Origin of the sequence: Mesonia oceanica (assembly GCF_902499555.1) — a bacterium.
Taxonomy (GTDB): Bacteria; Bacteroidota; Bacteroidia; order Flavobacteriales; family Flavobacteriaceae; genus Mesonia; species Mesonia oceanica.
On record NZ_CABVMM010000012.1, the window covers coordinates 71,312 to 84,607 of the forward strand.

General features: G+C 33.4%; 14 protein-coding genes. 10 read left to right on the forward strand and 4 right to left on the reverse strand.

Features of this window, described 5'->3' with window-relative positions:
* The first annotated feature begins 35 nt into the window (after positions 1-35).
* Genes FVB9532_RS14730 through FVB9532_RS14740 form a run of 3 tightly spaced genes read left to right on the forward strand, consistent with a single transcriptional unit; the run spans position 36 to position 1,510 of the window.
* Positions 36-752, forward strand: coding sequence for a pirin family protein (locus FVB9532_RS14730; protein ID WP_150545941.1), 717 nt, complete (start codon positions 36-38; stop codon positions 750-752).
* A 10-nt stretch (positions 753-762) separates the two neighbouring features.
* Entirely contained in the window at positions 763-1,062 is a 300-nt protein-coding gene (locus FVB9532_RS14735; protein ID WP_150545942.1) for an N-acetyltransferase, read from the forward strand.
* Position 1,063: 1 nt separating this feature from the next.
* A complete protein-coding gene (locus FVB9532_RS14740) occupies positions 1,064-1,510 on the forward strand; it encodes a DinB family protein (protein WP_150545943.1) in 447 nt (148 codons plus the stop codon).
* A 103-nt stretch (positions 1,511-1,613) separates the two neighbouring features.
* On the opposite strand, the gene mtaB is transcribed toward FVB9532_RS14740, so the two are convergent.
* A complete protein-coding gene (gene mtaB, locus FVB9532_RS14745; RefSeq protein ID WP_150545944.1) occupies positions 1,614-2,969 on the reverse strand; it encodes a tRNA (N(6)-L-threonylcarbamoyladenosine(37)-C(2))-methylthiotransferase MtaB in 1,356 nt (451 codons plus the stop codon).
* A gap of 115 nt (positions 2,970-3,084) precedes the next feature.
* On the opposite strand from mtaB, the gene FVB9532_RS14750 reads away from it, so the two are divergent.
* Both FVB9532_RS14750 and FVB9532_RS14755 read left to right on the forward strand, forming a co-directional pair.
* Entirely contained in the window at positions 3,085-4,698 is a 1,614-nt protein-coding gene (locus tag FVB9532_RS14750) for an ABC transporter substrate-binding protein (protein WP_394349669.1), read from the forward strand.
* Between the two features lie 62 nt (positions 4,699-4,760).
* On the forward strand, positions 4,761-5,276 hold the full coding sequence (locus FVB9532_RS14755) for a hypothetical protein (protein WP_150545945.1): 516 nt from the start codon (positions 4,761-4,763) through the stop codon (positions 5,274-5,276).
* Positions 5,277-5,431: 155 nt separating this feature from the next.
* Here FVB9532_RS14755 and mltG read toward each other — a convergent pair whose 3' ends face one another.
* Genes mltG through dapF form a run of 3 tightly spaced genes read right to left on the reverse strand, consistent with a single transcriptional unit; the run spans position 5,432 to position 7,768 of the window.
* Positions 5,432-6,475, reverse strand: coding sequence for an endolytic transglycosylase MltG (gene mltG / locus FVB9532_RS14760; protein WP_150545946.1), 1,044 nt, complete (start codon positions 6,473-6,475; stop codon positions 5,432-5,434).
* Entirely contained in the window at positions 6,465-6,995 is a 531-nt protein-coding gene (locus tag FVB9532_RS14765) for a GNAT family N-acetyltransferase (RefSeq protein WP_150545947.1), read from the reverse strand. Before FVB9532_RS14765 ends, mltG begins: the two co-directional genes overlap by 11 nt.
* The gene (dapF, locus tag FVB9532_RS14770) at positions 6,989-7,768 is read right to left on the reverse strand and encodes a diaminopimelate epimerase (RefSeq protein ID WP_150545948.1); all 780 of its coding nucleotides are present in this window, start codon (positions 7,766-7,768) and stop codon (positions 6,989-6,991) included. The genes FVB9532_RS14765 and dapF overlap by 7 nt, the downstream gene beginning before the upstream one ends.
* 123 nt (positions 7,769-7,891) lie before the next feature.
* Between dapF and FVB9532_RS14775 the strand changes: the two genes are divergently transcribed.
* From FVB9532_RS14775 to rplS, 5 genes are all read left to right on the forward strand, one after another.
* Positions 7,892-9,310, forward strand: a complete 1,419-nt coding sequence (locus FVB9532_RS14775; RefSeq protein WP_150545949.1) for a S1C family serine protease — start codon at positions 7,892-7,894, stop codon at positions 9,308-9,310.
* A 132-nt stretch (positions 9,311-9,442) separates the two neighbouring features.
* On the forward strand, positions 9,443-10,888 hold the full coding sequence (locus FVB9532_RS14780) for a glyceraldehyde-3-phosphate dehydrogenase (protein WP_150545950.1): 1,446 nt from the start codon (positions 9,443-9,445) through the stop codon (positions 10,886-10,888).
* A gap of 176 nt (positions 10,889-11,064) precedes the next feature.
* Positions 11,065-11,667, forward strand: a complete 603-nt coding sequence (locus FVB9532_RS14785; protein ID WP_194716560.1) for a hypothetical protein — start codon at positions 11,065-11,067, stop codon at positions 11,665-11,667.
* Between the two features lie 11 nt (positions 11,668-11,678).
* Positions 11,679-12,359, forward strand: a complete 681-nt coding sequence (gene trmD / locus FVB9532_RS14790; protein WP_150545952.1) for a tRNA (guanosine(37)-N1)-methyltransferase TrmD — start codon at positions 11,679-11,681, stop codon at positions 12,357-12,359.
* A 107-nt stretch (positions 12,360-12,466) separates the two neighbouring features.
* Positions 12,467-12,823, forward strand: a complete 357-nt coding sequence (rplS, locus tag FVB9532_RS14795) for a 50S ribosomal protein L19 (RefSeq protein WP_150545953.1) — start codon at positions 12,467-12,469, stop codon at positions 12,821-12,823.
* Positions 12,824-13,296 lie beyond the last annotated feature (473 nt).

Genomic DNA, 13,296 nt, shown 5'->3' on the forward strand with positions numbered 1-13,296 from the left:
TACATTAATTATTTCTATTAAATAACTATTTAAAAATGAAACAAGTTTTTCATCCTGCAAGTTCACGCGGTTCTGCCAATTTTGGTTGGTTAAAAGCTAATTATTCTTTCAGCTTTGCTAATTACTTCAATCCTAACCGTTTACAATTTGGAGCTTTACGGGTGCTTAATGATGATATTATTGCCGGTGGAATGGGTTTTGGAACGCATCCGCATCAAAATATGGAAATTATCACTATCCCATTAGAAGGAGCGCTTCAGCATAAAGATTCTATGGGAAATGAAGGTGTTATCCACGAAGGCGAAGTACAAGTGATGAGTGCCGGAACGGGGGTAGAACATAGTGAGTTTAATGCTAGTAAAACAGAACGTGCCAACACCCTACAAATTTGGGTTTTTACAGAAAAAGAAAATGTGGAACCGCGTTACGATCAAAAAAAATTTACTCCTGAAGATAGGAAAAATAAGTTTTTAACTGTTGTATCTCCTAAAGACGATAACAATGGAAATGCCCTTTGGGTTCACCAACAAACTTATTTTAATTTAGGAAATTTTGAAAGTGGTGAAAAAATAACTTACAACTTACACAAAGAAGGTCACGGAGCTTATATTTTCTTAATTTCTGGAGAGTTAAAAATTGGAGAACAAATGTTAGGAGAAAAAGATGCTATGGGAGTTTGGGAAACAAACGGTATAGATATTGAAGTTACACAAGAAGCAAAGGTTCTTTTAATTGAAGTGCCTATGAACTAAAACGTTAGCCATGGAAGATTTTGAAGTTAAAAACAATGACTTTTTAAGACAGTTTGAAGCAACCATTAAAGATGAGTTTGTAAAATTGGAGTATTCTGAACAAGAAAAGAAAATTTTCCTTTCTAAATTTATAATACCTGAAAGCTTAAAAGAGCTAGATTACGATAATTCTTTTCTCACAAAAGTATTTGATTACATTAAAGAAAAAGGAAGAATAAAAATAGTACCTACCAGTAAAGAAGTGAAAAAATTCTTTCGTGCTAACAAAACAAAATATGCAGATTTATTACCGGTAGGAATGAGTATTTAAAATGAAGGATTTCTTTATAGATATTTTTGAATACCATCATTTTTTTAATGAAAAATTAATTATTGAATTTAAAACTCACAAGTCAGAAATCCCACCATCAACTTACGCGCTATTTTGTCATTGCCTTAATGCTCATCAAATTTGGAATGCGCGTGTGCTAAAAGAAGTTGAATTAGGCCTCCATCAACTCCACCACTTAGAAGATTTACCAAAATTAAATCTTCAAAACCACTCCAAAACAATTCAAATTATAAACGAATTTGATTTTGCTCAACTAATAACTTATCAAAACTCAAAAGGAAAAAATTTCAGCAACTCGGTAAGAGAGATTCTATTTCATATCGCCAATCACCACACACATCATAGAGGTCAGATCATTTCAGAATTCAGGAAAAACAATATTGAACCTTTAGTCACTGATTATATTTTTTACAAAAGGAACAATTAAACAGCCTCATTCTGCTTGACACAGAATTTTATCATGCTATTAAAATGACATGTTCAATAAAATACACTTCGGCTCTGCCCAGTGCAATAAACCCATTTAATAACTAGACCGCTATGTCCGATTTCGATTCAACTAAATCAAAACGAACCAAGCCATCTTCATCAATTTCGGTTAATATTACTTGGTGTAAAGTATTTACATATTCCGGATTCCAAGGCATTTTTACTTTTACATAATTCTCTGTAAACCCGTGAATATATCCTTCTTTGTTTTCGCCTTCAAAAAGAACGCTAAATGTATTCCCTAACTGACTTTCATAAAATGCTCTTCGTTTTTTTGCTGAAAGACCACGCAACATTTTACTACGTTTTTTTCTTACTTTTTGTGGTACTACCTCTTCCATTTCAGCAGCCAAGGTATTATCTCGTTCAGAATAAGTAAACACGTGTAAATACGAAATATCAAGATCATTTAAAAAGTTATACGTTTCCAAGAAAAGTTCATCGGTTTCTCCGGGAAAACCAACAATCACATCTACGCCTATACAGGCATTAGGCATTGTTGTTTTAATTTGCTCCACACGATCTACATACAATTCTCGGCGGTAACGACGACGCATTAATCCCAATAATTTGTTGCTCCCGCTCTGCAACGGGATATGGAAATGTGGCACAAACGTATTACTTTGCGCTACAAAATCGATAGTTTCATTCTTCAATAAATTTGGTTCGATAGAAGAAATACGTAAACGTTCAATCCCCTCTACTTCATCTAAAGCTTTTACTAAATCTAAAAATGTATGTTCGTGTTTTTTATTACCAAATTCACCTTTTCCGTAATCCCCAATATTTACTCCCGTAAGTACAATTTCTTTAATGTCTTGGTCTGAAATTTCTTTGGCGTTTTTCAGCACATTTCCCAAGGTATCACTCCTAGAAATCCCACGTGCCAAGGGAATGGTGCAATAGGTACATTTATAATCGCAACCATCTTGTACTTTTAAAAATGCGCGCGTACGATCACCGATGGAATAAGAACCTACATAAAAATCGGCTTCATCAATTTCACACGAATGGATTTGTGCTGTACGAGCTTCTGCCGGCTGACTCAACAAATCATTTAAATAACTGGTAATATTAAATTTTTCAGTGGCGCCCAACACTAAATCCACTCCTTCTACATCGGCCAACTCCTCCGGCTTTAATTGTGCATAACAACCAATGGCAATCACAAAGGCATTTTCATTTTTTTTCTGAGCTTGTTTTACGATAGCTTTAAAACGCTTATCGGCATTTTCGGTTACGCTACACGTATTAATTACATAGATCTCTGCTTTTTCAGAAAACTCCACACGATTAAAACCTTCATTTTCAAATGAACGTGCAATCGTCGAAGTTTCAGAAAAATTAAGCTTACAACCTAGCGTGTAAAATGCTACATTTTTATTTGTATCTATCATAACAGCTCCTTTCCTAATCTTTTAGTATAATTGTGATGGATAACTTAGGCGATAAGCCTTACTACTCCTTACAAAAACGCGTGCAAATATACTATCTAAAATTGGTTTAAGAAAATTGAAAAAATACACTAACCATATAATTATCAAGCTATTATTTCTCACTATCTTATTTTTTGGTTTACACTCTTGCCAAAATACAAGTAAAAACGATCGAGACCATTTAGTTTTTCGTTATAATGAACACGCAAATATTACCTCATTAGATCCTGCTTTTGCTAAAGACCAACGTAATATTTGGCCTTGTAATCAGCTTTATAATAGTTTGGTTCAATTAGATGATAGTTTAACTATTCAACCTGATTTAGCGGAGCGTTGGACGATTTCTAAAGATGCGAAAACCTATACTTTTTCACTTCGGAAGCAAGTCTATTTTCATAAAAACAAAATTTTCGGGAAAGATTCTACAAGAACGGTAAATGCTCATGATGTAGTTTATAGTTTAAAACGCCTAACAAATCCTAAACTAGCTTCTCCCGGAAGTTGGGTCATGCAAAATGTAGAAACAATTTCTGCTGAAAATGATTCAACAGTTAAAATTCAGCTTAAAAATCCATTTCCTGCATTTTTAGGGTTGTTATCCATGAAGTTTTGTTCAGTTATTCCTAAAGAAATGGAAGAACTTGATTTTAGGGAAAATCCAATTGGTACCGGTCCGTTTAAATTTAAACGCTGGGAAGCCAATGAAAAACTGGTATTTAGAAAAAACAATCTTTATTTTGAAAAAGATAAAAATGGAAAGCAACTCCCCTACCTAGAAGCCGTTGCCATTACTTTTTTACCAGATAAGCAAAGTGAATTTTTACAATTTGCTCAAGGAAATCTAGATTTTTTAAGCGGGTTAGATCCTTCTTACAAAGATGAGTTGCTATCTTCTGTGGGGAAATTGAAAAAGAAATACGGCAATCGCATTGAAATGCTTTCTGCTCCATATTTAAATACCGAATATTTAGGAATTTATCTCGACAGTAAAACACCGGAGATTAATGCTCGGCAATTACGCCAAGCTATCAATTATGGTTTTAATCGGGAAACGATGATTACCTATTTGCGAAACGGGATTGGGACTCCGGCAGAAAACGGATTTATCCCAAAAGGCTTACCGGGTTTTTCAAAGAAGAAATATTACGAATACAATCCACAAAAGGCAAAAGAATTGATTGCGGCTTACCAAGCAGCAACCGGCGATACGTCTCCCGAATTCACCATTAGTACCAATTCTTCTTATTTAGATTTGGTAGAATATATTCAGCGGGAATTACAGAAAATTGGCATACAAGTAAATATCGATGTGATGCCTCCTTCTACACTTCGCCAACAACGTTCTGCCGGAAAGCTTGATATCTTTAGAGCCAGTTGGATTGCTGATTATCCTGATGCTGAAAATTATTTATCACTTTTTTATTCTGAAAATTTTTCACCCAACGGACCTAATTATACGCATTTTAAATCAGCTACATTTGATAGTTTATATAAAAAAGCCATCCATACTTCTGAAGCAAAAGATAGAATACCTTTATACCAGCAAATGGATTCTATTGTCATGAATGAAGCTGCGGTGGTACCATTGTATTACGACCAAGTAGTTCGGTTTACGCAAAAAAACGTAAAAGGCCTAGGGATTAATCCTATCAATTTATTGGATTTAAAAAAAATTAAGAAAATAAAATAAATTTACTGAACAAAAATCTAAAAAAGTTAATATTTTTGACTTGCAAACATTAAAAATAGGTCATGAAATTTAAAAATATTTTATCATTACTACTTATTGTATCAACTGTTACAATTTCTTGTAAAGACAACCAACAAAAACAAGAAGAAACAAATAATCCTTCACAAAAAAGCATAGAAAAAGAGAACACTAAGGATTCTACTATAGTTGAAAAGAACAATGCTTCTAAAAAAACTGAAACTTTTGAATACGTTTGTTTTACCAACAACGATGATAAAAGCAAGAGAATCTGGGTTGAATTTTCAAAAAACGGAAAAGCCAATCAAATAAAATATGAGGGACAAAATGAGCCCATTCTACTTGAACATACTAAAGAAGATTATGTTGAAGGAGGAGTTCACCCAACTATAAAAAACTATTATAATGAAATTTATGATGGGAAAATAAATGGGCAATATATTCTTACCCATTCTGGAGTTTGGGATTATGTAAAATATATTCGAGGAAAAGATGGTAAAGAATTTAATTATACTATTGACCATGATGCAGATCCATATAGTAGCAAACCCTGTTTCTAATTAATAAGAACAAAATAAAAAATTTGCTTCTATTAACTAGTATGTAATGGATATCAAATGAAAGTTCTTTTAATAGAAAGAATAGGAAATTAAAAGATTGTAAAGCAAAGCCTGTCTTTTTTGGCAGGCTTTGCCACTAGAAACATCGAAGTAAACTATCTATTTATTCCCATTTTGTTGATCCAACGTACATAAGCTTGTCGGTTATTATTATGCTGACGTAAAGTTTTAGCAAACTTGTGGTAACCCGGTTTTTCAGGATTAGCTACAAAGTAATAATAATCGTGATCTTCGTAATTTAATACTGCATCAATGGCAGAGATATCGGGCATCGTAATAGGGCCTGGTGGCAAACCAGCATATTTATAAGTATTGTATGGGGAATCTGTTTCTAAATCTTTATACAGCACTCGTTTAATGATGGTATCGAAATCGTCATTTTTCTTTTTCACCGCATAAATTACTGTGGGATCGGCATCTAGTTTAATACCACGTTTGTGGCGATTCATATAAACCCCGGCAACACGTTTGCGTTCATCTACTTTAGCTGTTTCTTTTTGTACAATAGCTGCAAGTGTATAAACTTCATTAGGGGTTAATCCAATTTTTTCGGCTTTCTGCTTTCTTGCATCTGTCCAAAATTTCTGGTATTCTTTTAGCATACGATCCCTAAATTCTTTAGCAGAAGTATTCCAATAAAATTCATATTGATTAGGAATATACATAGCTAAAGCTGTTTCAGGTTTAAAATCGTTTTCAGCTAAAAAGGTAGAATCTGCCATTGTCTTGATTAGTGAAACACTATCGGCTTCAATTTGTGCAGCAATCCTTCCGGCAAGATCTTCCAAGCGTTCTTGATTATTAAATTGAACGGCCAACGGCTGATTACTGCTTCGCAACGTATTCACCATATCATTATTGCTCATTCCTTTTTTTAGAATAAACCGACCGGCTTTAATATTTTGTGGATAAGATTTTTTCTGTGCTACCTGATCAAAGCTCTCCAAATCTTTTACCACCAGTTTCATCTGATTGATTACTTCTTGATAGCTAGCATCTGTTCTAATAAAAACCTCTTTGGTTTCTGAAGAAAATTTCGTGTTGGGAGCCAATACAGCTTGATAGACAAAATAGCTAAAAATGCCTAAACCTAGCATTCCTAAAAGAACAATGGCTAAAAGTATTTTTTTAATATACATTATTGATTAATTGATATAAAATTTCGTTTTTATAATTTCCGTTCACGAGGTTCCAATCTTTTTTTATACCGATTTGCTGAAAATTCATATTTCGGAATAACTTTTGACTTTTTAAATTCTCTTCAGCAACATTCGCATATAGTTGGTGCAGTTTTAAGCGTTCAAAAGAATAATCACATAATAATTTTAGAGCTTCGGCACCAAAACCTTTTCCTCGGTTTTCTTTCTCTACAATTAATATTCCAATCGCAGCGCGACGGTGCTGTGGGTCGAAATCAAAAATATCGATCAGACCTAATCTTTCTTCTTCTTTTGTCTCAATTACCAATCGTAATTGCTTGACTTCGTAAATATCGCGATGAGCGTTATCTAAATATTGCTTGATTAAAAATCGTGAATACGGTGTTTGTGTTGAACTTAATTCCCAAAGATCTTCGTTATTTTCTATTTCATAAATAAACTCTAAATCCTCGGGTTCTAAAGGCCGTAAGTTGATATTTTTCCCGCTTAATGTTAGCATATTATAGTACCTTCAAAAACTTGTTCTGCCGGACCGCTTAGCCAAACATCACTAAATTGATTTCCATTTTGTTTAAAATTGACCTCTAAATTTCCTCCAGGTGTTTGAATTTTCACTGGCAAAGCATTATATTTTTTTGCATAGGTCGAAGCAATAGCTACCGCAGTAACTCCGGTGCCGCAAGAAAGTGTTTCATCTTCCACTCCGCGTTCGTATGTTCTTACTTGAAGAACCCCATTTTGCGGTTCTACAAAGTTGACGTTTGTTCCTTGTTGTTTATAAACTTCATTATAACGAATAGCAGCACCTTCTTTTTTCACATCCAATTGATGAAGATCTGAAGTAAAAACAATATGATGTGGCGAACCTGTATCTAAAAAATATTCGGTTCCTATCTCATCAATTCCATCTACATTTTGCATTTGTAAATGAATTTTATCAGCTTCAATTTTTGCATGATGTTTCCCATCAATTGCTGTAAAAATGGCATTTTTTTCAACAATATTTAAAAACTCAGCAAAACGAACCAAACATCTCCCTCCATTTCCGCACATGGTGCTTTGATTGCCATCACTATTAAAATAAACCATTTTAAAATCATCTTCGGCATCTTCAGAATTTTCCAGAAGAATTAATCCGTCAGCACCTATGCCAAATTTTCGATCACACAAGCGATGAATTACTTTGGTATCATTTTTGAAAAAACTTTTTCGATTATCAATCATGATAAAATCATTACCGGTTCCTTGATATTTATAAAATTTTACGGTCATTTTTTCGTTTTAAAAGTGGACAAATATACATATTCACTTATAATATGTGCCGTTAAAAATCAGTTAAGCCAATAATATGAAGGAGCAAAAGTTTATAATTTTAGAATTAAAACCAACAACCCTATGAAAAAGTTATCAAGTTTATTACTAGTTTCCATATTGGGTGGAGCCATAACACTTGGAAGCTACAAATTATTTATAGAGGAAAACAACCACTCCCCTATTTTAGCTACTGAGCAAACCAACCAAAAACAAGCAGCCACCTTTATTGCTAATAAATATGCAACAGGTACCGCAAATTCTTCTATCAATACCGATTTTACGGAAGCTGCAGACAAAACCGTTCACGCCGTTGTTCACGTTAAAAATGTGGCTGTAGTTAACAACGCCAGAAGCATGTTTGAACAGTATTATTTTGGAAATCAGTCCAGTGGTCCAAAAAAAGCATTACAAGGAACAGGTTCTGGAGTAATTATTACTCCTGACGGATACATTGTCACCAATAATCATGTGATTGATGGAGCTAGTGAATTGGAAGTAACCTTAAATAATAACCTTAGCTATAAAGCAGAAGTTATAGGAACCGATCCACAATCTGACATTGCTTTAATAAAAGTAGATGCTCAAAATTTAGATTACATTCCATTTGCCGATAGTGACAATGTGAAAATTGGTGATTGGGCACTTGCTGTGGGGAATCCATTTAATTTAACTTCTACCGTTACTGCCGGAATTATAAGCGCTAAAGGAAGGGATTTAAATGAAGGAGACTCTAGAATGCAATCATTTATACAAACTGATGCTGCCATTAATCCGGGAAATAGTGGTGGTGCATTAGTAAACACCAATGGAGAATTAATAGGAATTAATACAGCAATCACTTCACAAACCGGAAGCTATATTGGTTATGGTTTTGCTGTCCCAAGTAATAATGCCAAAAAAATAGTAGAAGATATTTTGGAATATGGCGATGTGCAACAGGCTATTTTAGGAATTACCGGTGGAACCTTAAATCCTGAAACCGTCCAAAAAAATGATCTTTCTATTTCACAAGGGGTTTATATTAATTCGGTAAGTGAAGGTGCCGAAAAAGCAGGCTTACGAAAAGGTGATATGATTACGGAAGTAGATGGGGTAAACATTCGAAAATTTTCTGATTTAAATTCTTACATAAGCACAAAAAGACCTGGCAATAAAGTAACCATCAACTATTTTAGAAATGGTGAAGAACGTCAAGCTGAAGTAAAACTTACTAAATACGAAACCTATAATCTAAATATTGTAGGAGTTGAGATCACCAATGCAACTAAAGATTACCTAAATGTCTTTAAAGCAAATTATGGAGTAAGAATTGTAAGGCCTTTATCACCACGTTTGAACATTGATAAAAATGAATGGATAATTACCGCCATTGATAATCAAAAAGTGACAAGTGTAAATGATGTTAAAAAAATAATGAATAGTAAGTCAAAAGACGAAAACACCAAGATTACCTTTAAACATATTAGCGGAAACGAAGAAAACTATGTTTTTAGACCGTAAAACATTGAATTTTTCGTAAAAAATCCCTTTCAAAATTGAAAGGGATTTTTTTATTTTTTTGTTACGAAAACGTTTGAAATATGTATTTTTGCGCCGACTTTAAATTTTATACACAAACACAACACACACAAAATGAGTCAAAACGAAGCTTACGAAAAAGAACTTGCCTTTCAGGCAGATCGTAGAAAGGCAACTGTAGAATTTATTAAAATTGTAAGTGATTTATGGTATGATAAATCTATAGAATTAGTGCTTTTCAGAAATCAGCTTATCGATAAAAATGTAAGTCAGATTTTAAACCTTCACGACTATGCAGGAAAATTTGTCGGAAAACCTATTTCAATTTTTGATTCCGTAGAAATAGCAAAAGCTATTAAAACGCTAGATCTTCCTCCTGCAAAACTAGATATTGGTAAATTAACTTACGAGTATCAATTAGAAGACGATAAACATAACGCTACCGCTTTTATTGCCAATAAGCTTTCTAAAGCAAAAAGCAATAAGAGTATAGCACCCAAAGATGTTGTACTTTATGGTTTTGGGAGAATTGGTCGTTTACTCGCTAGAGAATTAATGAGCAAAACCGGAAAAGGAAGTCAGTTAAGGTTAAGAGCTATCGTTACTCGTGGAGCCATCGATGCTACCGTGTTAGAAAAAAGAGCTTCCTTATTACAGAGTGATTCGGTACATAGCGATTTTAATGGCACTGTAAGTATCGACGAAAAGAAGAAAGCGTTGATAATTAACGGAACCACAGTTTACGTAATTTCTGCCAATCAACCAGAAGATATAGATTACACAAAATACGGCATTAGTGATGCCTTGATTATTGACAACACCGGAGCGTTTAGAGATGAAGAAGCCTTAAGCCGTCATTTAAAATCTAAAGGAGCTAGTAAAGTATTATTAACCGCTCCCGGAAAAGGCGTTCCCAATATTGTTCACGGGGTAAATCATACAGAATACAACCCAGATAAAGTTTCCATCTTTTCTGCCGCTTCTTGTACAACCAACGCTATTACTCCAATTTTAAAAGCAGTAGAAGATTCTTTAGGTGTACAACATGGTCATTTAGAAACCATTCATGCTTATACCAACGATCAGAACTTGGTAGATAATATGCATAACAAATACCGAAGAGGTCGTGCAGCCGCATTAAATATGGTAATCACTGAAACCGGAGCAGGAAAAGCAGTTGCTAAAGCTTTACCAGTATTAGAAGGGAAGCTTACCTCTAATGCGATTAGAGTACCAGTCCCTAACGGTTCCTTGGCCATTCTAAATTTAAACCTGAAAAAAGCAATCACTAAAGATGGAATAAATACCATCATTAAAAAATATGCTTTAGAAGGTAACTTGGTAGAACAAATAAAATATTCTTTAGATAATGAATTAGTATCTTCTGATATTGTGGGCTCTTCTGCCCCATCCATTTACGATAGCAATGCCACTATTGTAACAGAAGATGGTAAAAATGCTATACTCTATATCTGGTACGATAATGAGTATGGATATAGTCATCAGGTAATTCGTCTGGCTAAATATATTGCCAAAGTAAGACGCTTTACTTATTATTAAGCCAACATAGTAAGTAAACGTCTATGTAAAAACCTATCGCTTGCCCGATAGGTTTTTTACTTTTAAAAGTAAAAACTTTAAGACATTGTATATCTTTGTAGTTTATTTTTTGGCAAGAAAAAGTATAATAAACCTATATATTTTTTGTTATTTACATTGAAATTTAAAAAGCAATGATGATCAACCTAAAACACTACATCACCACTTTTAGCTTATTGAGTATCTTTTTAAGTGGTTTTGCTCAAGAAGAAAACACTTCTAAAAAAGATAATTCTATCAATACTCAATTTGAAGAAGTTATTGAAGAATCCAATAATTATCAAGACTATAAAGTTGTAAAAAAATACAAGCTTACCCAACTTCAGAAAAATACCGTTAATAGAATTAATGGATTAAATAAAGAAATTGAAGATTCCAATAAAACCATAAAGGAACAGGAAGCTAAAATTGAAAATTTAAAATCACAGCTTAACAGTACGAAGAATGATTTAAACCAAGTAACTCAAGAAAAAGATGAAATTTCTTTTTTTGGAATACCTACTCAAAAAGGAACTTATCAAACCATTATGTGGATCATTGTTTTTGTTTTGGTAATGGTGTTGGTGTTTTTCATTTATAAATACAAAAAAAGTAAGGTATTAACCAAAGAAGCTAAAAAGAATTTAGCCGATAATGAAGCTGAATTTGATGAATACCGTAAAAAAGCTATAGAAAAGCAACAAAAGCTTGGTCGTCAATTACAAGACGAAATCAATAAGCATAACAAAAATAAACACTAAAGATTTTACCGATGCGCATAGACATCATCACGGTAGTTCCTGATATTTTAAAAAGTCCGTTTGAAGCCTCTATTCTCCATAGAGCAATAGATAAAGGTTTAGTGGAAGTTCATTTGCACAACCTTCGGGATTACACCGAAGATAACTATAAGCAAGTAGACGATTACCAATATGGTGGCGGCGCAGGAATGGTGATGATGGTAGAACCTATAGATAAATGTATTTCAGGTTTAAAATCCCAACGGGAATATGATGAAATCATTTATATGACGCCTGATGGAGAAACTCTCAATCAAAAAATTGCCAATCAAATTTCATTGCAAGGTAATATTATTATTCTCTGCGGTCACTACAAAGGTGTAGATCAACGCGTGAGAGATCATTTTATAACCCGAGAAATCTCTGTAGGTGATTTTGTATTATCCGGAGGTGAGTTGGGAGCTGCCATTTTGTGTGATGCGGTCATCCGATTAATTCCGGGAGTTTTAGGAAATGAAACCTCTGCCCTTACCGATTCTTTTCAAGATAATTTACTGGCTCCTCCTATTTATACCCGACCTGCAGAATACAAAGGCTGGAAAGTACCTGAAATACTTACGAGTGGTAATTTTCCTAAAATTGAAGTTTGGCGAGAAGAACAAGCTTACGCAAGAACAAAAAAACTTCGACCTGACTTACTAAAAGAAGAATAAAAACTTGTTCATTTAAAAATAATCATTAATTTTGCACTCGCTTCTAAATCAACCTCTGGCGAAAATCGCGAACGTTGTTTTAGGTTTACCTTAAATCATAGAAAAAGATGGAATCGTTAATTAAATTTGTTCAAGACGAATTCGTAGAGAAAAAAGATTTCCCAAAATTTAATGCGGGAGATACCATTACTGTTTATTACGAAATTAAAGAGGGTGCAAAAACCCGTACTCAGTTCTTTAGAGGAACTGTAATTCAGTTAAAAGGTACTGGTTCTTCACAAACTTTTACAATTCGTAAAATGAGTGGTACTGTTGGGGTTGAACGTATTTTCCCAATCAACTTACCGGCATTACAAAAAATTGAAATTAACAAAAGAGGTAAAGTTCGTCAATCTAGAATTTACTACTTTAGAGAACTTACCGGTAAAAAAGCTAGGATTAAAGAACGTCGTTATAACGGATAATTGTCAAGCTTTTAAAAGTATTATAAAGCCTTCTGTAATGGAAGGCTTTTTTTATGAACAATTGTTGATAAGTGATGTTCATAAACAGTTAAAAACAAATTAGTTAGACAGGTTAGGTTTTATTTTTAACTTTTTTTAAATTTATACTACAGAAGTTAGAAAATGACAAAAGGATTTTTCTTCTTCCACAAAAATATCCTTGTTAGCATAACTAACAAGCACGAAGAAGATAACCGGATGAATTGTTTTTTTCAGGTTTATTTCTTCGGAAAGCCATTTCGTTGTTAATTTTATAACGGAATGGCTTTCACCATTTATACCCCACAATTAACACATATCTAACCTATAAATCCTATCAAAAAAAGCTTAAATTACTTATATTTGTGACTTTCCTATAGGTTCCTTTCTCTTTTAAGGAACTTTTTTAAATCAATTATTAACTAAGATTAAAATGTCTCTTTAATCTAAAAACT